Origin of the sequence: Bradyrhizobium sp. CCGUVB23 (genome assembly GCF_024199885.1) — a bacterium.
Lineage (GTDB): Bacteria > Pseudomonadota > Alphaproteobacteria > Rhizobiales > Xanthobacteraceae > Bradyrhizobium.
Genome location: NZ_JANADQ010000001.1, coordinates 1,309,025 through 1,333,817, shown reverse-complemented (window position 1 = coordinate 1,333,817; position 24,793 = coordinate 1,309,025). Strand labels below are relative to the sequence as shown.

The 24,793-nt window shown below is 63.6% G+C and carries 25 protein-coding genes; 18 read left to right on the top strand and 7 right to left on the bottom strand.

Going from position 1 to position 24,793, the window contains the following annotated elements:
* The first annotated feature begins 174 nt into the window (after positions 1-174).
* The 3 genes from NLN62_RS06275 to NLN62_RS06265 all read left to right on the top strand — a co-directional run bounded on the left by NLN62_RS06275 (position 175) and on the right by NLN62_RS06265 (position 2,274).
* Positions 175-1,191: an alpha/beta hydrolase gene (locus NLN62_RS06275; protein WP_254107981.1), complete on the top strand. Its 1,017-nt coding sequence runs from the start codon at positions 175-177 to the stop codon at positions 1,189-1,191.
* A gap of 131 nt (positions 1,192-1,322) precedes the next feature.
* On the top strand, positions 1,323-1,751 hold the full coding sequence (locus tag NLN62_RS06270) for a VOC family protein (protein ID WP_254107980.1): 429 nt from the start codon (positions 1,323-1,325) through the stop codon (positions 1,749-1,751).
* Between the two features lie 34 nt (positions 1,752-1,785).
* The gene (locus tag NLN62_RS06265; RefSeq protein ID WP_027522762.1) at positions 1,786-2,274 is read left to right on the top strand and encodes a VOC family protein; all 489 of its coding nucleotides are present in this window, start codon (positions 1,786-1,788) and stop codon (positions 2,272-2,274) included.
* A 438-nt stretch (positions 2,275-2,712) separates the two neighbouring features.
* Here the strand turns inward: NLN62_RS06265 and NLN62_RS06260 are convergent, their stop codons facing one another.
* From NLN62_RS06260 to NLN62_RS06250, 3 genes are all read right to left on the bottom strand, one after another.
* Complete coding sequence (locus tag NLN62_RS06260) at positions 2,713-3,861, bottom strand: IS110 family transposase (RefSeq protein WP_254107210.1); 1,149 nt, start codon at positions 3,859-3,861, stop codon at positions 2,713-2,715.
* 99 nt (positions 3,862-3,960) lie between these two features.
* Positions 3,961-5,073 carry a hypothetical protein gene (locus NLN62_RS06255; protein ID WP_254107978.1) on the bottom strand — a complete coding sequence of 371 codons (1,113 nt, stop codon included), beginning with the start codon at positions 5,071-5,073 and terminating at the stop codon, positions 3,961-3,963.
* 2 nt (positions 5,074-5,075) lie between these two features.
* Entirely contained in the window at positions 5,076-5,780 is a 705-nt protein-coding gene (locus tag NLN62_RS06250) for a FecR domain-containing protein (protein ID WP_027522764.1), read from the bottom strand.
* A gap of 218 nt (positions 5,781-5,998) precedes the next feature.
* Between NLN62_RS06250 and NLN62_RS06245 the strand changes: the two genes are divergently transcribed.
* Positions 5,999-7,261, top strand: a complete 1,263-nt coding sequence (locus tag NLN62_RS06245) for a phospholipid carrier-dependent glycosyltransferase (RefSeq protein WP_254113351.1) — start codon at positions 5,999-6,001, stop codon at positions 7,259-7,261.
* A 51-nt stretch (positions 7,262-7,312) separates the two neighbouring features.
* On the opposite strand, the gene NLN62_RS06240 is transcribed toward NLN62_RS06245, so the two are convergent.
* Positions 7,313-7,957 (bottom strand): OmpA family protein, encoded by a 645-nt coding sequence (locus NLN62_RS06240; protein ID WP_027522766.1) that lies wholly within the window; start codon positions 7,955-7,957, stop codon positions 7,313-7,315.
* A 575-nt stretch (positions 7,958-8,532) separates the two neighbouring features.
* On the opposite strand from NLN62_RS06240, the gene NLN62_RS06235 reads away from it, so the two are divergent.
* The 3 genes from NLN62_RS06235 (at position 8,533) to NLN62_RS06225 (ending at position 10,430) form a co-directional block, all read left to right on the top strand.
* Positions 8,533-8,778: a hypothetical protein gene (locus NLN62_RS06235; RefSeq protein ID WP_027522767.1), complete on the top strand. Its 246-nt coding sequence runs from the start codon at positions 8,533-8,535 to the stop codon at positions 8,776-8,778.
* Between the two features lie 123 nt (positions 8,779-8,901).
* The gene (locus NLN62_RS06230; protein ID WP_027522768.1) at positions 8,902-9,141 is read left to right on the top strand and encodes a hypothetical protein; all 240 of its coding nucleotides are present in this window, start codon (positions 8,902-8,904) and stop codon (positions 9,139-9,141) included.
* A gap of 110 nt (positions 9,142-9,251) precedes the next feature.
* Positions 9,252-10,430 (top strand): winged helix-turn-helix domain-containing protein, encoded by a 1,179-nt coding sequence (locus tag NLN62_RS06225; protein ID WP_254107977.1) that lies wholly within the window; start codon positions 9,252-9,254, stop codon positions 10,428-10,430.
* Positions 10,431-10,493: 63 nt separating this feature from the next.
* Here the strand turns inward: NLN62_RS06225 and NLN62_RS06220 are convergent, their stop codons facing one another.
* Positions 10,494-10,922, bottom strand: coding sequence for a DUF2809 domain-containing protein (locus NLN62_RS06220; RefSeq protein WP_027522770.1), 429 nt, complete (start codon positions 10,920-10,922; stop codon positions 10,494-10,496).
* 80 nt (positions 10,923-11,002) lie between these two features.
* On the opposite strand from NLN62_RS06220, the gene NLN62_RS06215 reads away from it, so the two are divergent.
* Both NLN62_RS06215 and NLN62_RS06210 read left to right on the top strand, forming a co-directional pair.
* The gene (locus NLN62_RS06215) at positions 11,003-12,346 is read left to right on the top strand and encodes an MFS transporter (RefSeq protein ID WP_254107976.1); all 1,344 of its coding nucleotides are present in this window, start codon (positions 11,003-11,005) and stop codon (positions 12,344-12,346) included.
* Between the two features lie 242 nt (positions 12,347-12,588).
* Positions 12,589-13,695 carry an efflux RND transporter periplasmic adaptor subunit gene (locus NLN62_RS06210; protein ID WP_254107975.1) on the top strand — a complete coding sequence of 369 codons (1,107 nt, stop codon included), beginning with the start codon at positions 12,589-12,591 and terminating at the stop codon, positions 13,693-13,695.
* Between the two features lie 10 nt (positions 13,696-13,705).
* Here the strand turns inward: NLN62_RS06210 and NLN62_RS06205 are convergent, their stop codons facing one another.
* A complete protein-coding gene (locus NLN62_RS06205) occupies positions 13,706-13,885 on the bottom strand; it encodes a hypothetical protein (protein ID WP_254107974.1) in 180 nt (59 codons plus the stop codon).
* Here NLN62_RS06205 and NLN62_RS06200 point away from each other — a divergent pair.
* The 5 genes from NLN62_RS06200 to NLN62_RS06180 all read left to right on the top strand — a co-directional run bounded on the left by NLN62_RS06200 (position 13,872) and on the right by NLN62_RS06180 (position 19,470).
* Positions 13,872-17,012 carry an efflux RND transporter permease subunit gene (locus NLN62_RS06200; RefSeq protein WP_254107973.1) on the top strand — a complete coding sequence of 1,047 codons (3,141 nt, stop codon included), beginning with the start codon at positions 13,872-13,874 and terminating at the stop codon, positions 17,010-17,012. The two genes, NLN62_RS06205 and NLN62_RS06200, sit on opposite strands and share 14 nt — an antisense overlap.
* 31 nt (positions 17,013-17,043) lie before the next feature.
* Positions 17,044-17,643, top strand: a complete 600-nt coding sequence (locus tag NLN62_RS06195; protein ID WP_254107971.1) for a TetR/AcrR family transcriptional regulator — start codon at positions 17,044-17,046, stop codon at positions 17,641-17,643.
* Between the two features lie 208 nt (positions 17,644-17,851).
* Positions 17,852-18,475, top strand: coding sequence for a flavin reductase family protein (locus NLN62_RS06190; RefSeq protein ID WP_254107969.1), 624 nt, complete (start codon positions 17,852-17,854; stop codon positions 18,473-18,475).
* A 183-nt stretch (positions 18,476-18,658) separates the two neighbouring features.
* Positions 18,659-19,069: an acyl-CoA thioesterase gene (locus NLN62_RS06185; protein ID WP_027522776.1), complete on the top strand. Its 411-nt coding sequence runs from the start codon at positions 18,659-18,661 to the stop codon at positions 19,067-19,069.
* Positions 19,070-19,278: 209 nt separating this feature from the next.
* Positions 19,279-19,470, top strand: coding sequence for a hypothetical protein (locus tag NLN62_RS06180; protein ID WP_254113350.1), 192 nt, complete (start codon positions 19,279-19,281; stop codon positions 19,468-19,470).
* 108 nt (positions 19,471-19,578) lie between these two features.
* Here NLN62_RS06180 and NLN62_RS06175 read toward each other — a convergent pair whose 3' ends face one another.
* Positions 19,579-20,028: a nuclear transport factor 2 family protein gene (locus NLN62_RS06175; RefSeq protein WP_254107967.1), complete on the bottom strand. Its 450-nt coding sequence runs from the start codon at positions 20,026-20,028 to the stop codon at positions 19,579-19,581.
* 192 nt (positions 20,029-20,220) lie between these two features.
* Here NLN62_RS06175 and NLN62_RS06170 point away from each other — a divergent pair, with 192 nt between their 5' ends.
* From NLN62_RS06170 to NLN62_RS06155, 4 genes are all read left to right on the top strand, one after another.
* Positions 20,221-20,895, top strand: coding sequence for an HAD family phosphatase (locus tag NLN62_RS06170; RefSeq protein WP_254107965.1), 675 nt, complete (start codon positions 20,221-20,223; stop codon positions 20,893-20,895).
* A gap of 103 nt (positions 20,896-20,998) precedes the next feature.
* Positions 20,999-21,847, top strand: a complete 849-nt coding sequence (locus tag NLN62_RS06165; protein WP_027522780.1) for a DeoR/GlpR family DNA-binding transcription regulator — start codon at positions 20,999-21,001, stop codon at positions 21,845-21,847.
* A gap of 305 nt (positions 21,848-22,152) precedes the next feature.
* Positions 22,153-23,703 (top strand): glycerol-3-phosphate dehydrogenase, encoded by a 1,551-nt coding sequence (glpD, locus tag NLN62_RS06160; RefSeq protein ID WP_027522781.1) that lies wholly within the window; start codon positions 22,153-22,155, stop codon positions 23,701-23,703.
* On the top strand, positions 23,700-24,785 hold the full coding sequence (locus NLN62_RS06155) for an ABC transporter ATP-binding protein (RefSeq protein ID WP_027522782.1): 1,086 nt from the start codon (positions 23,700-23,702) through the stop codon (positions 24,783-24,785). The genes glpD and NLN62_RS06155 overlap by 4 nt, the downstream gene beginning before the upstream one ends.
* Positions 24,786-24,793: the final 8 nt, after the last annotated feature.

Genomic DNA, 24,793 nt, shown 5'->3' with positions numbered 1-24,793 from the left:
CTCTCCGCCGTCATTGCGAGGAGCGAAGCGACGAAGCAATCCAGCATCCTTCCGCGGATGCATTTCTGGATTGCTTCGCTGCGCTCGCAACGACGGAGAACTCGGCTGACGCCTTCCGCTACGTCTGCTAGGCTTCGCTGGAGCCTACATGAAGACGAGGCGACGGAGGTCATCATGGCGAAGCCCGATCATTTGCTACCGCGGCGTAGACTGATCAAAGGGGCAGGCGCGAGCATCGTAGGTGCCGCGCTCACCAACGCACTCCCCGTCGCGGCCGCCGATCAACCCTCCGACATCTGGTCCAGCGAATACTGGGCCAAGAAGGGCGATGTGCCCTTGTGGATGTACCGCAAGCGGCTCGGTGCGCCCAAGGCGGACGAGGTGGCGCGGCCGGTCGTGGTGTTCGTGCACGGCTCCTCCGTCACCTCGCGGGTGTTCGATCTCAGCGTGCCCGGCAAGGGCGAATACTCCACCATGAACGAGTTCGCCCGCTACGGCTTCGACTGCTGGACGCTGGATCACGAGAACTACGGCAAGTCGGGGCGTACCTCTAGCAATTCAGATATCGCAAGCGGTGTTGCCGATCTGAAGGCCGCGGTGGAGGTGATCACGCGCGAGACCGGGCACAAGAAATTCCATTTCGTCGGGGAGTCCTCGGGTGCGTTGCGGGCCGGCGCTTACGCCATGGTCGCGCCAGAACGCATCGACCGGCTGGTGTTCGCGGCCTTCACCTACAAGGGCGAGGGCTCGCCGACGCTGACCAAGCGCGCCGAGCAGGTCGACTATTACCGCACCCACAACATGCGCAAGCGCGACCGTGAGATGATCCGCTCGATCGCGACTCGCGACAAACCAGGCACCAGCGATCCCGCCGTCATGGACGTGCTCGCCGAGGTCGAGCTTCAGTTCGGCGATCAGATCCCGACCGGCACCTACCTCGACATGACGGCCAATTTGCCGGTGGTGGACCCGGAGAAGGTGCTCGCACCGGTGCTCCTGGTGCGCGGGGAGTTCGACGGCATCGCGACCGTCGCCGACCTCGAGGCGTTCTACAACAAGCTGCCGAACGGCGACCGGCAATTCGTCATCCTGCCGGGAACCGCGCATTCGGTGGTGCTGGCGATCAATCGGGCGCTGTTCTGGCATGCCACGCGGGCATTTTTGACGATGCCGACGCCGATCGCGACCTGACGAAAAATTGCGCGCGGGCGTTCGGTGCGACAGAACCCCGCAGTGTGACAGTCCGAAAAATATTCGGAAGCCGTGTCGGATGGCTGCTGGGTCATCCGTCCTTGGGCAGAACCCCGCCCAAGGAGCTTCCGATGCCCAGGATGATCTTCGTCAATCTGCCGGTGACCGATCTCAAGCGCGCAACCGTCTTTTACGAGGCAATAGGCGCGACCAGGAACCCGCAATTTAGTGACGACACGGCGTCCTGCATGATCTTTTCCGAGACCATCTACGCGATGCTGACGACCCACGACAAATTCCGCCAGTTCACGCCGAAGCCGATTGCAGATGCAAAGATCTCGAACCAGGCGCTGTTCTGCTTGTCCGCCGACAGTCGGAGCGAGGTCGACGATATCGTCGGCAGGGCCGAGGCTGCGGGCGGGGTGGCCGATCCCAGCCCGAAGGACGAATACAGCTTCATGTACGGCCGCAGCTTCGAGGATCCCGATGGTCATATGTGGGGTGTGAACTGGCTGGACATGGCGGCGGCGCCGACCCAGCCCGGCATGGCGAACGCCTGATCGAAGCCCAGAGGATCGAAGAGGAGCATTCACGATGTCCAAGCTCGTGCCCTGCATGTGGTTCAACGGCGATGCCGAGGAAGCCGCCAAGTTCTACGTCTCGCTCGTTCCGAATTCGGCGATCACGCACGTCCAGCGCAACGTTTCAGACAATCCGTCCGGCAAGGAAGGCTCCGTGCTTGTCGTCGAGTTCACGGTGGCCGGCCAGCCCCTGGTCGCGCTCAACGGCGGCATGAAGATGGAATACACCCACGCGCTCTCGTTGATGATCCATTGCGACGACCAGGCCCAGGTCGACAGCGTCTGGAGTGCGTTCCTGGCTCATGGCGGCAGTGAAGGGCAGTGCGGCTGGCTCAGGGATCGCTACGGCGTGTCCTGGCAGGTGGTGCCGAAGGTGATGTTCGAATTTCTGTCGAGCCCGGACAAGGCCGCCGCCGCACGCGCGATGCAGGCGATGATGAAGATGGTCAAGCTGGATGTGGACGTTTTGCGCCGCGCATTCGAGGGTAAGTCCGCGGCGTGACCTCAAGGCAGGTGCAGTAGGGTGGGCAAAGGCGCGTTCGCGCCGTGCCCACCATCTGTCCTCGATTAAGAGAGATGTGGTGGGCACGCTTCGCTTTGCCCACCCTCATATGGGGCGTTTTGAGTCAAGGCTGTTGCGGGAGAATGGGTCAGGGTTTTGCTCTGGGAGGGCGGCGCGCGGAGCCATGCGTAGCGCAGCGCGGCGACGGGGCCCCAAGCGAGGATTGGCTTCCGACGATTGCAGCAAATCACTGCATCACCTCATATCCGGTCGGATCGTGTAATCCGTACCCACATTCCGCATGCTTGCGGTGAGGAAGCCGAGGGGGATGAGACCCATCTACAAAACGGTTTGGTTGGCCCTTGGGTGGCACGGTCATCATCCATCCTCAGGGGACCGCAGCTAAGCTGCTGGCCGCACTGACTGCGAGGTTCGGTTCTAAGCCTTCATCGTCGCCTGGTCCGGAACGATCCCGGTGGAGAGATAACGCCACAGTGCCACGATCAGCTTGCGAGCCAGCGCGACGATGGCGATGCGCCTGGCACGCTTGCCGGCGTTGGCGGTGCGGGTACGGAACCATTGGCTGAGCGCGCTGTCCGGCTGATGACGAAGCCAGAGCCAGGCCAGTTCGATCGCCTTCAGACGAGCGCGATGATTGCCTGCTTTGCTGATGCCCTGCTCGAGATCAATGCCGCCGCTCTTCCACGGACTGGGCGCCAAGCCGCAATAGGCGGCGACCTCGCGTCGGTTGCGGAAGTCCTTGTAGAACAGCTCGTTCACCAGCGTTGCACTGAAGGCCGGGCCAAGCGCCTTGAGCCGTTGCAAGAGTTGGCGCCGTTCGCTCATCGCAGCAGGGACCGCAGAAGCCTGCGCAGCGTGTGCCTGCTCCAGCGCCGCAATTTGCTCCCGCACCAGCATCAGGCGCGCATACTCGCGTTGGACCTCGGCCAGAAGATGCGGCGGCAGCGGCTGCCCCTGCCAGTCCCGCTGCTGCTCCAGCCAGGCGAGCCAGTTCCGCCGTCGCGGAGTATCGACAGCCATTCCCAACAGGCGCAGCAACGCCTTGATCCGGTTGCTATGGGCCGTCTGCTCCTTGACCAGACGATCGCGCTCGCGGCTCGCGCGCCGCGCATCCTCTTCCGCCACGCTCGGGACGCGTACGATCCGGACCACCCGCGGCTCGCCCCGCAAATAGGCCATCAAGGTGCGCAGCATCAGTTCGCCGTCGATCCGGTCCGTCTTCGCCCGACGCGATCGCTGCTCCACCGCAATGCTGGCCGCATCGAACACGAAGTTGGTGATCCCGGCCGCCTGCAGCAGCCGGTGCAGCCAAAAGCCGTCATAACCGGCCTCGTAGCAGCTCACCACACCTGGCGCCCACCCCAGCTTCTCGGCCGCCCGAGCCCTGACCTTCTCGATCAGGCCCAGTAGCCCGGCGTGATCGCCTCCCTCCAGCTTGTGGCGCGAGAGCCGGTCGCGATCCGGACTGTGCAGCGTCACCAACCAGGTCTTCTGACTCAGTTCGATCGCAACAAAAATTGTGCCACTATGCCCGGCGGTGGGCGTGCTCTCGGTCGATGCTTGCATCAGACTCTCCGATGGTTCGAGTGTGGTAACCCAAACCTACCGGATAGGGCTCGCTCACCGCCCCATGGAATCTACAAGACTATGCCTCGGTGAGGCGTCTCAGTAATTAATCCGCAAGCCGACGCCGCCGTGGATGGTGTTGCCGACGGGCTGCGGGCCGAGCGTGCCGTTGGCGAAGAGGTCGACGATCCACCCTTGCGCGAAGCGGAAGCCGAGGCGGCCGCCATATTCGAACCAGCCTTGATTGCCCATGGTCGGCACCACCGTGCCATTGCCGGTGACGGTGGCGACGATGCCGGAATGGGCGCCGAACGACTGCACCCAGCCGCCGTTGACGTTGGCCTCGACCGTGCTGCCAAACAGATGCGTCCATTGTCCGCCGAGCTTGACGAGGCTGGTGCGGTCGGTGCCGCCCGCGATCGTCGCATCGAACGGATTGATCGCGACGGTCGGATCGCTGTAGCCGGACACGCGCTGCCACAATTGCCAGAACTCGACGGAGGCGGCGACCTCGTCGCGCGGCGACAGCCGGCTCATCCAGCCGGCCCGGCCGTAGACGGCGTAGTTCGAGCTGTCGGTCGAGCCGGTCACGGTGACCGCGCCGAGGCTCGATTGATAGCTGCGGGTGTAGCGTGCCTTCTCCCAGGGCGTGAGCACCGTGCCGATGTCGAAGAAGGGGCGTGACGAGCCCCAGTCGGTGAAATCGTAGCGCAGCGCAAAGGCGCCGATCGGCGCGCTGGTGATGTGGTAGCCACCCTCATTGTATTGCGTATAGGCGAGGCCCGCGAGCAGCGACAGGTTGCTCGTGAGCTCCTTGCGGCCATGGACTCCGGCGGAGAACGAGCCGGCCGAGCCGAAGGCGCTGATGCAGTCGCTGCAATTGACCTGCTCGTTGACACCAAGCAGCACCGAGCCGAGCACCCGGTTGGTGATCATCTGGTTGAAGCGCTGGTTGGCGAGGTCGCCGATCGAGCCGGCGCTGGAGTCGGCTCCGGTCGGCCCATTGCCCGGACTGTTCGTCGTCGTCGTCGGCGTAGGCGACGGAGACGGAGACGGCGTTGGCGTTGGCGTTGGCGTCGATGTCGTCGTCACGCACTCGCCGTCGCAGCTCGCCGCTGCGGCCGGGCGCGCGTCCGCGCAGAGCAGCGCAAGAGTGGCGCTTGCGGCCAGCGCGACGGCGAGAAGCAGGCGATGTGGCCGGAATATCGCCATGGTCACCGTCCGCACAGCATGCCGTCATCATGGACGGCGGGCGTGATGGTGGGAGAGGCGTCGGCATATTGGTTGACCGAGCAGAGGCCGGCCGCCGCGGTGCAGGTCGCGGCAAAGGTCCAGGGCGGCGTGCTTGTCTTGGTGATCCTGGTCTTGCCGCCGGTCGAGGTAATGATCGCGGTATCGCCCGGCTGGGTAAGCTGGATGCACTGGAAGCCTAGCGTGCAGACGCTGGCAGCGCCTTCCTGCAGCACCACGACCGAGCGGCCGCGCTGGGAGAGGATGTCGAGCGTGGTGCCGCGTACGCCGATGGTCGCCAGCGGCGTCGTGATCTTGTAGGCGGCCTTCTCCGAATGCCCGGTCACGAATCGGAAGGCGCCGGTCGTCATCTGGATCGCGACGTCGCGATAGCTGTGCTCGTCGTTGAAGACGGTGCGGTCCAGCTTGAGCGTGGCGCTCGGTCCGAGTGACAGGTTGGTGCTGTCGGCCATGACGAAGCGCGCCGCGCTATCGGCACCGGTGCGCACGGTCTCGTCGCGTAGCATGCTGTCGCCGACGTTGATCTGCGTCGCCGTCGCCGCGACGCGAACGACTTCCTTCTGGATCACCACGGCTTCGCCGACGCGCGTCTGCGCTTGTGCGGCGGACGCCGTGCAAGAGAGAGCCGCAAGCAATGCAGGAAGAACAACGCGAAATCGCAAAATCATCTCATAGCCGATCGATGTGTCCCGTATCGTACCGGATCGCTCTCGCTTGCGATGTGGTATAATTATCACAAGTAGCGCATCACGAGCGTCATGGTTAGTGACAGTTGCGCCAGAATGCGTTCAATGCGCTGAGCAAAGATATTTTTCTTCGCGGTGAAGCAGATTTGCCACGCAAAACATCCGCACAACGACAGCACCAAGTGACTTCTGCGTCGCTGATGTCGCGGAGCGCAGTGATCCCTGTCGTTATTTTCCTAGTCGCGCATCTCGTGCTTCTGATTGGCGTCTCGACGCCGGACAAATTCGTGTTCGACGAGGTGCATTACGTGCCGGCCGCGCGGCAGATGCTCGAGCCGGTCATGCCGAAACCCGTGCTCAATCCGATGCATCCGCCGCTGGCAAAGGAGCTTATCGCGCTGTCGATCGCGGCCTTCGGCGACAATTCGCTGGGCTGGCGCTATCCGGCAACGCTGTTCGGCGCGCTCGCGGTCGTCGCCGTCTATCTTTGCGGCCTCGCGCTGTTTTCGGCCGAAGGCCCCGCGATCGCGGCGGCGCTGATCGCTTTCTTCAACCAGATGTTGTTCGTACAGTCGCGCATCGCGATGCTCGACATCTTTGCGCTTGCCTTCGGCCTGCTGGCGTCGGCGGCCTTCATGCATGGCTTTCGGAGAGAGCGACCGCACCGGTTGTTTGCGCTGGCCGGCGGATTGTTCGGTGTTGCCGCCGCCTGCAAATGGAGCGGCCTGTTTCCGCTGGCGGCCTGCATCGTCATCGTCGCGGCGATCCGCTTGATGCAGAGCTGGCGCACGCTGTTTGCCGACGCGAAGCCGACCGACTGGTATCGGCCCGACCTCTGGCCGGATTTCAGGGCGCAGCATTTCGCGCTCTGCTTCGTTTTGTTGCCGGCGGTGTTCTATCTCGCCGCGTTCCTGCCGCTCTACGGACTGGCGCCATCCGATCTGATCGAGGCCCAGCGGCGCATCTTCGCCGACAACACCACGACCGCGATCGCCGGGCATACCTATATGAGCTCATGGCCGTCCTGGCCGTTTCTCGTACGTCCGGTGTGGTTCCTGTTCGACAAGGTCGGCGACAACAGCATCTCCGCAGTCGTTTTCCTCGGCAATCCCCTCGTGCTGTGGCCGGCGCTGCTCGCGCTGGCGGTCGTGTTGCGCGACTTCATCGTCACGCGGCGCTGGGATGCGTTCCTCGTCTCGGCATTTTATTTCGGGCCGTATCTTGCCTGGGCGCTGCTGCCGCGCACGCTCGGCTTCATCTACTACTATCTGCCGGCCGCGACCGCGTCCTCGCTCGCACTGGTCTATGTGCTGCGACGTGACAAGCTTCCGCCTTGGGTGCTGTGGGCCTATGTCGCGATCGCAGCCATCGGCTTCGCCGTCATGCTGCCGATCTCCGCCGCCTTCGTCGGCACCTCGATGCAGAACTTCAACCGGCTGATGATCTTCCAGAACTGGATATGAAACTCGCCCGCCGCGGGCGCGGCGGGCGAGTTTTCGAATCGGACGCAGCAATCACTTCGAGGCTGTCGTCTTGGTTTCCATGTTCACGACCTGGACGCGACGGTTGACCGGGTCGGTGCCGTTCGCGGTGTCCTTCAGCTTGGTCTTGCCGTAGCCGACGGTGACGAGGTCACCGGAGCTGAGGCCGTAATTCTGGACCAGATACTTCTTGATGGTATCGGCGCGCTTCTCGGAGAGATCCTGGTTGAAGGGATCGCTGCCGATCGCATCGGTGTGGCCGGCGACCACGAAGGTCGAGCCCTTCAGCGCCGGGTCGGACAGCGCCTTGCCGAGCGCCTGCACCGACCCCATTGAGGTCTTGGCGATGTTGGCCGAGTTGTAGTCGAACTGGATCTCCAGATCGATCTTCGGCTTGCTCGCCGCGAGCTCGGCGATCTGCTCACGCTCGCCCATCGACAGCGACCGGGTCTGCCGGTTGCGCACGGTGTTGAGGAAGCTCGCCTCCTTGGCCTGATTCGGGGTGTCGGTCTGTGGACCGGTGGACAGCCCGCGGGTCAGGGGCTTCGACTTCAGCGCATCTAGGATCTGGTTGGCGGTGACGTTGTTGTCGCCGGCGAGTGCCAGGCCCGCCGTCAGGGACAGCGCGGCCGAGATGGTAATCGCCTTCAATCCGAAAAATGTGTTGAAACGGGTCATTGTCGTAAATCCTCGCTATGACGCCTGATGGCGATTTGATGCTGCGAGCCTAGGTCAGGTTCAAACACCCTGATGTGATGCGGATCACATTCAGAAAGGATTGATCTCGATGCTTATTCTAGCGCCGGAGCCGGTCAGCATCCAATCGCATGTAGGTCCACGGCAGCGGCCGACCACCGACAAGACAGGGACGTTTGCGTTGGTCGGGAAGCACGCCTGTCTATTCGAGCTTCGAAAGAGCGCTGCGGATCGACCGTCGACTTTTCCCGGCGGCCTCTTCGGCGGCATATGGGCGGATCGTTCGGCCGCCGCTGACGAGCAAACAGGCGAAGCAAAGGCGGCCCGATCCGGGCCGCCCTTCGTTTTGGACACCCTCGCTCGACGATGGTCGCAAAGCGGTCGTCGCGCGGCCCGGCTGCGAACAAGAAATCGGCCAGATAGGCGCCTAGCAAACCCCTTCACCCCGGAAGAAACGCTAGCCCCGCGAAGGGAGCCGGTTCGGAACAGTGCCAAGGCCGAGTGACTATCAGTTCAATCGTGGCGGCCCGCCGGATCGGACGACTTCGCAGAGTTCAATGCCGATCTATATCGGCGCGGCGATGATCGCGGTCGCGATCCTGCTGTCGACATTGGTCACGGGTCTCACCAATCGCTATGTCGGCCTGGAAGGCGTGACCGAGGACAATATGTGGCTGGTCGATCGCCTGACCGGCAGCGTCTATCGCTGCCAGGCGACCGACCGCGGCAAGGCCGCCTGCGAGCCTGATGTTGCGACCGGCAGCATTGGGGACCGTCCCAAGGGGGCGAAGCGCGGGCCTTGAGCCGGGCCCTCCTTGCACTGCAGCAATGAAAGCGTCCTTCTCCGCGAAACGCTCCTCGCAGACAATACGTAGTTGCGAAGGCCGGCACGACGCCGGTTTCGTTTTACTTGAGGAGACTTTTCGATGAAGACTTTGCTGACCGCCGCCGCCTTTGTCGCACTAGCGCTTTCGCCCGCTTCGGCGAAGATGATGGCCTGCACGAGCGCCAATATGGGCGCCACGCTGACGACAGTGGCTGCCATGCCCGATGGTTCGTCCAAGATGGGCATGAACAAGGAAATGGCGATGGCCAACACCGACATGAGCAACGGCAAGATGCCCAGTGCCTGCAAGCACTACATGAAGGCGCAGATGATGAAGTAGCACCGGCCTTCGTGCCGGGGCCGGCCGCGCTGTCAGCAGGTGGCAGCGCGGCTTTTTCGTTGCTGTTGTTTCTTTGCTTGCTTGCGAATCCCGCTACATTGCCGCTCGCAATGTCCCGCACGCCCAAACCACTCCCGCTTCAGACGTCACAGGCGCGACAGATCTGGCTGCACGCGCAACGGCTCGATACCCGCGAGCCCTTTGGCGCGGGCGCGCAAGCGGTTGCCGATGCCATCGCCCATCTCGGCTATGTGCAGATCGACACCATCAACGTCATCGAGCGCTGCCATCACCACATTCTCTACAGCCGCATCCCGTCCTATCGCCGAGCCGACCTGAGCCACGCCCAGAGCGTCGACAGGAGCGTATTCGAATACTGGACGCATGCGCTGTCCTACGTGCCGTCGAGCGACTTCCGTTTCTTCCTGCCGGCGATGCGCGAGCACCGCCGCGAGGGGCACAAATGGTTCGCGTCGGTGACGGCGGCCGACATGCGCAAGGTAATGCGGCTGGTGCGGGCTGGCCCGCTGACGATCCGCGACATCGAGGATGACGTCCTCACCGAGAAAGAGCATCTGTGGCAGAGCCGCAAGCCCTCGAAGCGGGCGTTGCAACTCGCCTTCTACACCGGCGTCGTCACAATCAGCGAACGCCAGGGCATGCTCAAGACCTATGAACTGATGACGCGCCATTTCGGCTGGGACAAGCTGCCGAAGCCGGCCTCAGCGAAGGACGGTATCACCTACCTGCTCGACCGCGCGCTGCGCGCTCAGGGCGTCGTGAGCCTCGATTCGATCTGCCATCTCGACGCGCCGAGCAAGAAGGCGGTGGCGCGCCTGATCGCATCACGGGTCCGACGCGGCGAACTCGTGTCGCTTGCTTTGGAAGGCGCGGCCAAGCAGGAGCATTGGGCGCCGCCGTCGGCGCTGGAGCCGGGCGAGGGGGCACCGCCCGATCTCGTGCACATCCTCTCGCCCTTCGATCCCCTGATCATCCAGCGCAAGCGCACCAATCTCATCTTCGGCTACAATCACCTCTTTGAAGCCTATGTGCCGAAGGCCAAGCGAAAGCTCGGCTATTTCGCGCTGCCGGTGCTCGTCGGCGACGAGATCGTGGCCGCGCTGGACCTCAAGACCGATCGGCAAAACAAGAAACTCCTGATGCAGAAATGGACCTGGGTCGGCAACGGCAAGAAGACGGCCGGCCGCAAGGAGCTGAAGCGCAGGATCGAGGACGAGCTCGATCGCTTCGAGCAGTTTCAATTGGCTGAGGAAGTAGCGGCTTCGTAGGGTGGGCAAAGCGAAGCGTGCCCACCGCTTATGTTTCGTTGAGGCAAGATGGTGGGCACGGCGCTAGCGCGCCTTTGCCCACCCTGCGATCTGATCGAGCCAGGCGCCGACAACAATACCCACGACATAGGCCAAAACATTCCACAGCGAAAAGATCCGCCCCAGGAGCAGCGCGCCGGCGGTCGTGAGGCGGAACGCATCGAGCCACGGTGTATGCACCAGCCGGGACAACTCGACCAGAACCGCAATCGCCGTCGCAATGGCCGCAATCTTCGTCCGTGTCAGGTGTGGTAGCACGGCGCCGACCAGCAAAAACACCATGGTCGCCCATAGCAGCGAGCCGCCATACTTCACGACGAAAGCGGGCAGCCCAAGCGGAAAGCCATACCAGCGCAGGGTGAGGCCGCAGGCGATCACGACGAGAGCGAGGGCGGCGCGGACCAGCGATACCTGCAAAGGCGCAACAGGGGTGGTCGATTGCGTTCCGTGCATTGCTCGCTCCATTGACTCTTTCGCCGCGATGCTCAAAACCGCCCTCGGACCTGAGAAAAGCAACAACCAAGGGGGACGCCATGAGCCAGACCACTACCTTTGCCGGTTCCGCAGGCACTGCCAAGAACCCTAACAAGAGCGCGGTCGAGACCTCGACCATCCGCGCCATCTCCTGGCGCCCGATTCCTTTCCTGGTGCTGGCCTACTTCTTTTCCTATCTCGACCGCGTCAATCTCGGCTTCGCGGCGCTGACCATGAATGCGGAGTTGAAGTTCACGCCGCTGATCTTCTCCTGGGGCGCCGGCATCTTCTTCATCGGCTATTTCATCTTCGAGGTGCCGAGCAACCTGGCGCTGGAGAGATTCGGCGCGAGCCGCTGGATCGCCCGCATCATGGTGACCTGGGGCGTGATCTCGGCGCTGATGGCGACGGTCAACGGCGTCACCAGCTTCTACGTCCTGCGCTTCTTGCTCGGTGTCGCCGAAGCCGGCTTCTTCCCCGGCATCATCCTTTATCTCACCTATTGGTACCCTGCCGAATATCGCGCGCGCTTCCTCGCGGCCTTTGCCATTGCGGTGCCGGTCTCGACTGTGATCGGCGCGCCGATCTCGGGCCTCCTGCTCGGGCTCGACGGTGTGCTGGGCCTGCAGGGCTGGCAGTGGCTGTTCATCATCGAGGGCGTGCCGTCGGTGCTGCTCGGCATCGTCACCTGGTTCTATCTCACCGACAAGCCGGAGAAGGCGGATTGGCTGTCGGCCGAGCAGAAGGCGTGGCTCAAGGCCAGGCTTGATTCGGAAGTCGCAGCCAAGCAGGCGGTGAAGCACCTCTCGCTCGGCGAAGCCTTGTCGTCGCCGAAGGTGATAGCGCTGAGCCTGATCTATTTCGGCTTCGTCGGTGCGCTCTACGGCATGCAGTTCTGGCTGCCGCAGATCGTGAAGGCTTTTGGGCTCACAAATGCGCAGACCGGCTTCGTCACCGCGATTCCGTACCTGTTCGGCACCATCGCCATGATCCTGTGGGCGCGGCATTCCGATGCCACGCGCGAGCGTGTGATGCATGTCGGTGCGCCGCTGCTGCTCACTGCCGTCGCGCTCGGCGTCTCCTCATATCTCACCGATCCCACCCTGACGATGGTGGCGCTGACGGTGGCCGCGATCGGCGTATTCTGCTGCTTCGGCGTGTTCTGGACCCTGCCGACCGCCTGGCTCTCCGGTATGGCGGCCGCCGGCGCCATCGCCCTGATCAACTCGATCGGCAATCTCGCCGGCTTCGCCGGGCCCTATTTGATCGGCTGGGTGAAGGAAGCCACCGGCCAGACCTCGACCGGCCTCCTGGTTCTCGCGATCCTGCCCCTGATCGCCGGCATCCTGGTGTTCGTCGGCGGCCACGAGAGCAAGCACGAGTTCGCCGAGCACGGGCGGTAGCCTTCATGCGTCGCCCTGGCGAAAGCCAGGGCCCATACCCCGCGGCCCCTCTTGGGGCAGGTGGGGAGACGTTTCTTTCAACAACAGACTTCAGGGGTAATGGGCCTTGGCTTTCGCCAGGGCGACGGGAGGGAGACCCACTACTATCCCCTAACGCTCACGTTTTTCTGATGACTGACGATTATTGACTTTTATCAGTGATTAGTCGACATTTCTCCGGAACACAGCCGCAGGAGTGTCCGATGTTCGTCCGGTCGATTTTGTCGAGCTATTCCAGGCTCTTGGCAGGTGCTTCGCTGGCCCTGATGGCCGTGGCGCTGGCCGGATGCAATGACACCGTGGCGCAAAAGGCCGAGCCACCGCGGCCGGTTCTGGTCGCAACCGCCCATTACGAGGCCGACACGCCGGAGCGCAGCTTCGTCGGCACCATCCGGCCCCGGATCGAGAGCGACCTCGGTTTCCGGGTCGCCGGCAAGGTGGCCAAGCGCCTGGTCGAGGTCGGCCAGACCGTCGAGGAGGGCCAGCCGCTCGCAACCCTCGATGAAGTCGATCTGAAGCTTCAGGCCGAGCAGGCCGTGGCCGAGCAGACTGCAGCGACCGGGGTGCTGGCCCAGGCTGCCGCCGCAGAGCAACGTGCCAAGGACCTCAAGGCCAAGGGCTGGACCACCGACGCGCAGATGGATACGAGCCGCGCGGCCGCCGACGAGGCCCGCGCGCGGTTGAATCGCGCCGAGCGCTCGGTCGAGCTGACCAAGAATTCCCTTTCCTACGCGACGCTCAACGCCGACGCCCGCGGCGTCGTCACCGCAACGCTGATCGAGCCCGGCCAGGTGGTCGCCGCGGGCCAGGCTTCGATCCGCGTCGCCCGCTTTGCCGAGAAGGAAGCGGTCGTCGCGATCCCTGAGACGCTGGTCGGACGCGCCAAGTCGGGCGTCGCCAGCGTCACTCTTTGGTCGGAGCCGAACAAGAAGTACGCCGCCAAGCTGCGCGAGATCGCGCCTGCCGCCGATCCGGCCACGCGCACCTATCTTGCGAAATTCTCGCTGCCGGAAGCCGACGACAAGGTCGCGCTTGGCATGACCGCGACGCTGACACTGTCGGATGCCGCCACCGAGCGCGTCGCGCGGCTGCCGCTGTCGGCGCTGTTCAACGAAGGCGGCAAGCCCTCCTTCTACGTCGTGGACGACAACGGCGCCGTCGCGCTGAAGCCGGTCACGGTGAAATCCTACGAGAGCAACGACGTCGTCATCGCCAGTGGCGTGGAAGAGGGCGCGAAGATCGTCGCGCTCGGCGTGCAGAAGCTCGATCCGAACCAGAAGGTCCGGATCGTGTCCTCGCTGTCGTTCTAATACGGTCCCGTCATTGCGAGGTGAGTTTCGGCCGTCGCGCGAATGCGATGGAAGAAGCGGCGAAGTGATCCAGAACCTGCCCAGCCCCCTGGATCGCTTCGCTACCTCGCAATGACGGGTTGAACAGGGTTGGTTGTTTTGTTTTTGGCAATTGGGTCATCTTTGGAGAGAGTGCGATGAAGCGCTTCAACCTTTCAGCCTGGGCCGTCAGCCATCCGACGCTGGTCCTGTTCCTGATGATCGTGCTCGGCGCCGCCGGCTTCTTCTCCTATCAGAAGCTCGGCCGCGCCGAAGATCCGTTCTTTACGGTGAAAGTGGTCAACGTCTCGGTGATGTGGCCGGGTGCGACCGCGCAGGAGATGCAGACCCAGGTCGCTGATCCCATCGAGAAGAAGCTTCAGGAGCTGCCCTATTTCGAGAAGGTGCAGACCTACTCGAAGCCCGCCTTCACCGCCATGCAGGTGACCTTCCGCGACAACACGCCGCCGAAGGACGTGCCATATCTTTTCTATCTCCTGCGCAAGAAGCTCGTCGACGTGCAGGGCCAGCTGCCGTCGGGCATTCTCGGCCCCGTCGTCAATGACGAGTTCTCCGACGTCGATTCCATTCTCTACATGATGACCGGCGATGGCGCTGATTATGCGCAGCTCAAGAAGACCGCAGAAGGTTTCCGCCAGCGCCTCCTCAAAGTTCCCGGCGTAACCAAGGTCGACGTGTACGGCACGCAGGACGAGCGCATCTATGTCGAGTTCTCGCATGCGAAACTCGCGACCCTCGGCATCACGCCGCAGGCGCTGTTCGATTCGCTTGCCAAGCAGAACAACGTGACCCCCGCCGGCACGGTCGAAACGTCCTCGCAGCGCGTGCCGCTGCGCGTGACCGGCGCGCTCGACGGCGCCAAGGCTGTTGCCGAGACGCCGGTCGAAAGCAATGGGCGCGTCTTCCGCCTCGGCGACATCGCAACCGTTACCCACGGTTATGTCGATCCGCCCAGCTTCGTCGTGCGCCAGGAAGGCAAGCCCGCGATCGGCATCGGCGTCGTCACTGCTAAGGGCGCCAACATCCTCGAGCTCGGCAAGGACGTCGAAAAGGCGACCAGCGAATTCATGAAGGCGGTGCCGCAGGGCATCGACGTCGAGCTGATCGCCGACCAGCCCCACGTGGTCGAGCATGCGGTGGGCGAGTTCGTGCACTCCTTCGTGGAAGCGCTCGCGATCGTGCTGTTCGTGTCCTTTGTTGCACTCGGCTGGCGCACCGGCATCGTGGTCGCCCTCTCGGTGCCGTTGGTGCTCGGCATCGTGTTCATCGTCATGAACTCGATGTCGCTCGACCTGCACCGCATCTCGCTCGGCGCGCTGATCATCGCGCTCGGCCTTTTGGTCGACGACGCCATCATCGCAGTCGAGATGATGGTAGTGAAGATGGAGCAGGGCTGGGACCGCATCCGCGCGGCATCCTTTGCCTGGGAATCCACTGCGTTTCCGATGCTCACGGGAACGCTGGTCACGGCCGCTGGCTTCCTCCCCATCGGCTTTGCCAATTCGGCGGTCGGCGAATATGCCGGCAGCATCTTCTGGATCGTGGCGATCGCGCTGGTCGCGTCCTGGTTCGTCGCGGTGATCTTCACGCCCTATATCGGCGTCAAGCTGTTGCCCAACATCAAGCTGCACCACAACCACGATCCGCACGCGGTCTATGAGACCCGCATGTACCGCGGCCTTCGCGCCATCGTGCAATGGTGCGTCAACCACCGCATCACGGTGGTGGTCGCGACCGTCGGCGTCTTCGTCGCCTCGATCGTCGGCTTCGGCCATGTGCAGCAGCAGTTCTTCCCGCTGTCCGAGCGGCCCGAGCTGTTCCTCCAGCTCCGCCTGCCGGAAGGCACCGCCTTCAACGTCACCGAAAAGGCGGTGAAGGATGCCGAGAAGCTGTTGAAGGATGACCAGGACATCGCGACCTACACGGCCTATGTCGGGCAGGGTTCGCCGCGCTTCTGGCTCGGCCTCAATCCGCAGCTGCCGAACGAGGCCTTTGCCGAGATCGTCATCGTCGCCAAGGGTGTCGAGGCGCGCGAGCGCATCAAGGCGAAGCTCGAGAACGCCGTTTCCGACGGCGCGCTCAACGAAGCCCGCGTCCGCGTCGACCGCTTCAATTTCGGTCCCCCGGTCGGCTTCCCCGTGCAGTTCCGCGTGATCGGCCCCGATCCCAACAAGGTGCGCGAGATCGCCTACCAGGTCCGCGACGTCATGCGTCAGAACAAGAACGTCAAGGACGTCCAGCTCGACTGGAACGAGCAGTCGCCGTATCTCAAGCTCGTCGTCGACCAGGACCGCGCGCGTGCGATGGGCCTCACCCCGCAGGAGGTCTCACAGTCACTTGCGATGCTGATCTCCGGAGCGCAGGTCACGACCGTGCGCGACGGCATCGAGAAGGTCGGCGTGGTCGCCCGTGCGATCCCCTCCGAGCGGCTCGACCTCGCCCATGTCGGCGATCTCACCATCACCTCGCGCAATGGCGTTGCCGTGCCGCTCCAGCAGATTGCCAAGATCGAGTATTCCCACGAGGAGCCGATCCTGTGGCGGCGCAACCGCGACATGGCGATCACCGTGCGCTCCGACGTCGTCGACGGCGTCCAGGCGCCCGACGTCACCAGCCAGATCACGCCGAAGCTGCAACAGATCAAGGACTACCTCGAGCCGGCCTACCGCATCGAGCCGGGTGGCGCGTTCGAGGAATCCGCCAAGGGCAATGCCTCGATCTTCATCCTCTTCCCGGTGATGGTCATGGTGATGCTGACGCTGTTGATGATCCAGCTCCAGAGCTTCTCACGCCTGATCCTGGTGTTCCTCACCGCGCCGCTCGGCATCGTCGGTGCGTCCCTCGGGCTCAACGTCGCCAACCAGCCGTTCGGCTTCGTGGCGCTGCTCGGCCTGATCGCGCTCGCCGGTATGATCATGCGCAACGCAGTCATCCTGGTCGACCAGATCGAGACCGACGTCTCCCATGGCCTGACCCGGCGCGAGGCGATCGTGGAGGCGACCGTCCGGCGCGCGCGTCCGGTGGTGCTGACCGCGCTCGCCGCGATCCTCGCCATGATCCCGCTGTCGCGCTCGGCGTTCTGGGGCCCGATGGCGATCACCATCATGGGCGGATTGTTCGTTGCGACCTTCCTGACGCTCCTGTATCTGCCGGGCCTCTACGCCCTGTGGTTCCGCAAGAGCCTCGACGAGGCTGGAACGGCCGAGCAGCCGGAGGTTGCGCCGCAGCATGGCAGCGATGCCGAGCCCGCATTTCCGCTTGCTGAAGCGGCTGAATAAATGAAGAGTGAGTTTTGACGAGTCCTGACAGATGACACTGGTTTCGGAACATATCGAAGGCGACACCCGGGAACGCATCCTCGAGGTGGCCGAGCGGCTGTTCCGCCAGATCGGCTACCAGAAGACCACTGTCGGCGACATCGCCAAAGAGCTCCGGATGAGCCCGGCCAACGTCTATCGCTTCTTCGAATCGAAGAAGGCGATCCATCAGTCGGTGGCCCGGGCGTTGATGGGCGAGGTCGAACTCGAAGCGCAGCGGATCGTGGCCCAGCCCGGTCCGGTGCGCGACCGCTTCCGGCAGCTTCTGACCACCATCCATCGCATGAACACCGAGCGCTATGTCGGTGATTCCAAGCTGCATGAGATGGTCGAGATCGCGATGCAGGAGGATTGGGACGTCTGCGTCGCCCATATGGAGTGCATCGCCTCGATCATCGGCCAGATGATCGCGCAAGGTGCCGCCTCCGGCGAATTCGAGGCGCCGGACCTGCAACTGGCCTCGCTCTGCGCCTGCACAGCGATGATGCGCTTCTTCCATCCCCAGATGATCGCTCAATGCGCCACCAAGCCGGGCCCCACGATCGATCAGATGATCGATTTCGTCATCGCAGGCCTGTCGCCGCGTCACTGACGCGTGGTGCAATTGCCCCTATAAGCAAGCTGGACGTCAGTCTGGGATCGGTCTTGCGGACCTACCCCGGAATGACCGGGCGATTGGCGCGCAACACGGACCAACAAACTCCGTCATTGCGAGCGCAGCGAAGCAATCCAGGATCCCGCCGCGGAGACAGTCTGGATTGCTTCGCTGCGCTCGCAATGACGATCAGGGAAAAAGCAACGTGACCGAGAAAGACCTGCACTTCTACGAGCCCGCCAAGGGCCATGGCCTCAAGCACGATCCTTTCAATGCCATCATCGCGCCGCGGCCGATCGGCTGGATCTCCTCGCGTGACGCCACGGGCCACGTCAACCTCGCGCCCTACAGCTTCTTCAACGCCTTCTGCTACACCCCGCCGATCATCGGCTTCTCCTCCACCAACTGGAAGGACACCGTCGGCAATATCGAGACGACGAAGGAGTTCGTCTGGAATCTCGCCACCATGGACCTGGCGAAGCAGATGAATGCGACCGCCGCCCACGTCGCGCCCGAGGTCGACGAGTTCAAGATCGCGGGGCTGTCAGCCGTGCCTGGCAGGCTCGTCAACGTGCCGCGCGTCGGCGAGAGCCCGGTCGCCTTCGAATGCAGGGTGTCCGACATCGTGCGCCTCAAGGGCGCCGATGGCCGGCAGGCCGATGCCTGGCTGACGCTCGGCGAGGTCGTCGCCGTCCACATCGACAAGGCCTTCATCAAGGACGGCGTCTACCAGACGGCTGCGACTCGTCCGATCGTCCGGGCGGGACGGCGCGGCGACTATTTCGAGATCAAGCCGGAAAACATGTTCGAGATGGTCAGGCCGGATTAGGTCTTCCGTCATTCCGGGATGCACCGACAGGCGCAGGCCCGGAATCCATTCATCTACAATCTCTGCGGTTCAATGGATTCCGGGCTCGCGCTTTGCTGCGCTCCGGAATGACGGTGTTGATATTTGCGCTTTCGGCTAAGCTAGGCACCCATCAATACCTGGAAATTTTCAAACGAGAGAGGCATGACCGAACAGACCAGCACCGAACCCCGCGGCGATCTCTGCATCCGCACGCTTGCGATGCCCGCCGACACCAACGCCAATGGCGACATATTCGGCGGCTGGCTGCTCAGCCAGATGGACGTCGGTGGCGGCGTGTTCGCCTCGAAAGTCGCGAAGTCGCGCACCGTGACGGTCGCGATCGAAGCGATGAATTTTCGCAAAGCGGTCTACGTCGGCGATCTCGTCTCGGTCTACGCCACGCTCGTGCGCGTTGGGCGCACCTCGCTCACGGTGCGTCTCGAAGCCTGGGCGCTGCGCCGCGGCGAACAGCATCCGTTCCTCGTCACCGACGGCAACTTCACCTATGTCTCGATCGATGATCACGGTCGCCCGCAGACCGTCAACCGCACCGCGCCGCCGATTGCGACGTAAGCGCGCGGAGCCTTAACGCATGTGTTGCCTTAACGCATGTGGTGATCGTGCGCCGCGGATGTCGCGGCTTCGCCAAGAACAAGTCACAAAACGGATGAGGTCGCAGCGTACTCCATTGCGTGTCGATTCGGGGTGGAAACGGCCGCATGCCCATAGGAACCATTGGGCAGGAGCACCGTTATTTGCCCGCACTCGAGGAATCACGGGCAATGCCGGACAGCTACATCATTGAAGTCGATTCACAGACAGCAGGTATCGTCGTACGCAACCCGGAAGGATACCGCTTCTTCGCTTCCTCCCACCGCTTCAACCGCCTCGAAGGCCAGATCTTCCGCAACGCACGCGAAGCGGAACGCGCCGCGCGGAGGTTGGTGAATGGAGATTTGAAGGAAGCGGCGTGATTGGAATTTATGCCGTGGAATCCGCGCGCCCGTTGCAGGGCGATGCAGCATCCTCAGGTCATTCCGGGCTCGCGCCTTACGGCGCGCCCCGGAATGAAGTGAATTACATCAAAGCTTCGTCGCGGCGCGCGACAGCAGCTTCCAGTCGTCGCCCTGCTTCTGCCAGTTCATCAGGATGTGAAGGTTGGTCGGCACTTTTTTCCCATCGGCCGCCATCTCCTGCTCGGCGATCCAGTGGAAGCGCACGATCGCGGCGGGGCCGACGACCTTGATGGTCGGGTCCTTGTACTCGATCGACAGGAATTTCGATTTTCCATCCGTGGCGTTGGCGATGAAGGTCGCCTTGTCCTCGACCTTGCCGCTGGAATGGCTGTAGCTGAGATCGTCCCAGCAGAGCGCGCCGAGCGCCTTTGGATCCGCCGCAATCTGGGCGAGACGAAAAGCCTCGACCTTTTTCGCAACCGCCTCATCGTCCACTGAGGCGGCCAGCGCGGGAGCCGCGCCGAGAGCGGCAAGTGCCAGGGCCGAGACGGCCAGTTCGCGCCGATTGATGGTCATCGTTTTCTCCTTTTTGCTCTTGCAGGTAGTGTTGCAGCCGCGCGCCGATTTGTCGAGTGTGCTCACTCGTCATTCGGGCCGCAGCGTGTGCGATTGGATGGATTCCGGGCCCGCGCCTTGCGGCACGTCCCGGAATGACGGACGAGAAATTCTCGGCTATTAGTGCGCCCCGGCGAAGAGGAATCATTTGAAATGTCGCAAACCACGGGCCAGGCTCTGCTGTTCGACATCGACGGCACGCTCGCCGATACCGACGCGCTGCATCGCGAGGCGTTCAACCAGGTGTTTGGCCCGCGCGGTCACGTGTTCGATCATGCACGGTTTTCGAAGGAGTTGCAGGGCTTCTCCAATGTGTCGATCGGGGAGCGATTCTTGAGCGACGTGTTGCCGGAGCGGCGCGCAGCGATTCTCGACGAGAAAGAGCACATCTTCCGCACGCTGGTGGCCGGGCAGATCAAGCCGGTACCGGGCCTGATGGCGCTGCTCGACAAGGCGGACGCGACGGGCGTTCCCATGGTCGCCGTCAACAATGCACCGCGACTGAATGCGGAGATGCTGCTGTCGGGGCTCGGCATCATGGATCGCTTCAAGGCGATCGTGATCGGCGACGAACTGCCGCACGGCAAGCCGCATCCGCTGCCTTATCTGGAAGGGCTGCGCTTCGCCGGTGCCGCCGCCCATGCCTCGATCGCGTTCGAGGATTCCCGCTCCGGAATTCAATCGGCCTCGGCCGCGGGCATACCGACGATCGGCATGCGGACCTCGCTCAGTCACGACGATCTTGTCGCTGCCGGCGCCGTCGCCTCGGCCCGCGCTTACGATGATGACGCCCTGATGAAGCTTGTCGCGGCCGCCATGAAGTGGTGAGGGCAGGGCGCCGGCGCGCCGTCGTTAACTTTACCGCGCTCTCTCGTTGACCTCGGCGTCGAACCGCCGCACCATGCAGAACTCTGATGTGAGGTTGCCGCCCGTGACCGGATTGACCCATCGCCAGGCCGAAATCCTCAACATCGCCCGCGCCTCGGGCCGGGTGATGGTCGAAGAGCTCGCGCGCCGTTTCGAGGTTTCGGCGCAGACCATCCGGAAAGATCTCAACGATCTCTGCGAGCGCCGCTCGCTGACCCGGATCCATGGCGGCGCTATCATCGCCTCGGGCGTCGAAAACCTCGCCTACGAGGCGCGGCGCTTCGTCGCCGCCGACGAGAAGAAGGCGATCGGCGCTGCGGCCGCCTCGCTGATCCCGAACGGCTGCTCGCTCTTCATCAACATCGGCACCACGACGGAAGAGGTCGCAAGCGCGCTGACCTCGCACGAGGACCTGCTCGTCATCACCAACAACCTCAACGTCGCGATGCTGCTCTATCGCCATCCCCGCATCGAGGTGGTGGTCGCCGGCGGCACGGTGCGGCGCGCCGACGGTGCGGTGGTCGGCTCGACCGCGACGCAGCTGATCGGCCAGTTCAAGGTCGACTACGCCATCATCGGTGCGTCCGCGATCGATGAAGAAGGCGCGCTGCTCGACTTCGACTATCGCGAGGTGCAGGTCGCGCAGGCGATCATCGCGAATGCGCGCAGCGTGATGCTGGTCGCCGATTCAACAAAGCTCCGCCGCAGCGCGCCGGTGCGCATCGCCCATATCAGCCAGATCCAGACCTTCGTTACCGACCAGGAACTGCCCGAGCGTCTCGCCACGATCTGCCACAGCAAGGGCATCGAGGTGGTCGAGGCGATGCCGAAAGGCTCCCCCGAGGACGACGCTGCAACGGAGCCCACTCAGGATTCCGCGCCCGAAGCGGCGCCGGTGGTGCGGTTGAGGTAGCGGGCCGATGCTTCCGCATCGTCACGGCCGGGCTGGTCCCGGCCATCCACGCCTAGCCCCGTGGCACAAAGAAACGTGGATGCCCGGGACAAGCCCGGGCATGACGATCTCTTTTGGATGGTCCATGTGAGCCGACCCAAGGGAGGGTACTGCCCACCGTTTCATCCTGTTGCCCAGCAAAAATCACCGGTTTGCCCACGAAAAAAGTTCCATTTTCGCTTTCTTTCGCCTTGCTTTCGTTTTCGGTTCTGATCTAATCGAAAGCGAAAGCAAAATCGCCTAAGCGAATGGGCGATCGCCGGGGGATGCGTCAGTTGGAGCGTGTTTTCGACCTCGCCATCATTGGAGGCGGTGTTAACGGTTGCGGCATCGCGCGCGATGCGGTCGGCCGGGGCAACACGGTTTTCCTGTGCGAAATGAACGACCTGGCTAGCGGGACGTCGTCCTGGTCGACCAAGCTCGTGCACGGCGGCCTGCGCTATCTCGAATATTACGAATTCCGCCTTGTCCGCGAAGCGTTGATCGAGCGCGAGATCCTCTGGGGCGTCGCGCCCCACATCATCCGTCCCCTTCGTTTCGTTTTGCCGCATCACGCCGGCCTGCGCCCGGCCTGGCTGCTCCGCCTGGGCCTTTTCCTCTACGATCATATCGGTGGCCGCCATCTGTTGCCGGCAACCCGTTCGGTCGATCTGACCAAGGACGAAGTCGGCCGTCCGCTGATCCCGAACCGCTATTCGCGCGCTTTCGAATATTCCGACTGCTTCGTCGATGACGCCCGCCTCGTCGTGCTCAATGCACGCGATGCCGCCGACAAGGGCGCCGACATCCGCACCCGCACCCGCGCCACCGAGATCCGCCAGTCCGACGGCGTATGGACCGTCGGCCTGGTTGATACCATCACCGGCGCGCGCTCGACGATCCGCGCTCGCGCGCTGGTCAATGCCGGCGGTCCCTGGGTCGAGGACGTGCTCGGGCGCGGCGCCGGCGTGAACGCGAAGGCAAAAGTCCGCCTGGTGCAGGGCTCGCACATCGTCGTCAAAAAACTCTACGACCACGACCGCGCCTACATGTTCCAGAACGCGGACGGCCGCATCATCTTCGTCATTCCCTACCAGGACGATTTCACGCTGATCGGCACCACCGACCGCGATTATGACGGCGACCCCGCCAAGGTGAAGGCGACGGCCGAAGAGATCCAGTATCTCTGCACCGCCGCGAGCGAATATCTCGCCAAGCCCGTGAAGGCTGAGGACGTCGTCTGGACCTATTCCGGCGTGCGCCCGCTCTATGACGATGGCGCCAGCGAAGCCAAGGCTGCGACCCGCGATTACGTGTTCGAGCTCGACACGCCCGGCGGCGCGCCGCTGCTGTCGATCTATGGCGGCAAGATCACGACCTACCGGCGTCTTGCCGAGGAGGCGCTCGAGCGTCTCGCGCCCTATTTGCGCAGCGCCAAGGCGCGCGAGGGCTGGACCGGCAAATGGCCGCTGCCCGGCGGCGACATGGACGTGTCGGCGGTCGACGCGCTGATCGCGGACCTCCAGCGCGGCTATCCCTTCCTCTCCGTCGAGCATGCCCGCCGCCTGGCGCGGGCCTATGGAACCCGCGCCATCAAGCTCCTCGGCGACGCCAAGTCGGCGGCCGATCTCGGCCAGTCCTTCGGCGCCACGCTGACGGAACGCGAGGTGCGCTATCTCATGAACAACGAATGGGCGGTGACCGCCGAGGATATCGTCTGGCGGCGCTCCAAGCTTGGCCTGCGACTAAGTGCCGATCAGATCGCGGCACTTGACGACTGGATCGCCAGCCATGCCGTGCCGCAAAGTCCCCTGCTCGAAGCGGGAGGACGCTCATGACCGTCACACTGGATCACGTCAGCCGTTCCGTGGACGGCGTTCCGCACATCAGCGACGTCTCGCTGACGCTCGACGGTGGCACGCTCAACGTGCTGCTCGGGCCGACGCTGTCGGGCAAGACCTCGATCATGCGGCTGCTCGCAGGCCTCGACAAGCCGACCACGGGCAGGGTGCTCGTCAACGGCAAGGACGTCACCGGCATCGACGTGCGCCAGCGCTCGGTGGCGATGGTCTACCAGCAGTTCATCAACTACCCCTCGCTCACGGTCTATGAGAACATTGCCTCGCCGCTGCGCGTGCAGGGCAAGCCGCGCGAGGAAATCGAGAAGCGCGTCGCGGAGGCCGCAAGGCTGTTGCGGCTCGAGCCGTTCCTGAAGCGCACGCCGCTCCAGCTTTCCGGCGGCCAGCAGCAGCGCACCGCGATCGCGCGCGCGCTTGTGAAGGGCGCCGATCTCGTGCTGCTCGACGAGCCGCTCGCCAATCTCGACTACAAGCTCCGCGAGGAGCTGCGCGCCGAGCTGCCGCGCATCTTCGAGGCCTCGGGTGCGATCTTCGTCTATGCGACAACGGAGCCGTCCGAAGCGTTGCTGCTCGGTGGCAACACCGTCTGCATGTGGGAGGGCCGTGCGCTCCAGATGGGCGAGACCTCCAACGTCTACCGCCGCCCGCAGACGCTCCGCGTTGCGCAGGTATTTTCGGACCCGCCGCTCAATCTGGTCGGCATCGAGAAGAAGAACGGGCAGGTCGCATATGCCGGCGGCAGCTTGGCGCCGGCCTCCGGCCTTTACGCCGGACTCGCCGACGGACCCTATCGCGTCGGCTTCCGCGCCCACCAGCTCGGGCTCGCCAATGGCCAGACCGATCGCCACGCCTTCCACGCCACAGTGACGGTGACCGAGATCACCGGTTCGGAGAGTTTCGTGCATTTGACCCGCGACGGATCGAACTGGGTTGCGGTGCTGCACGGCGTGCACGAGTTCGAGCCCGGCCAGACGCTCGATGCCGTGCTCGATCCGCAGGATGTCTTCGTGTTCGACGCGGCCGACCGCCTGGTCGCCGCGCCCAGCTCCATAAATACGTGAGGGAGGTG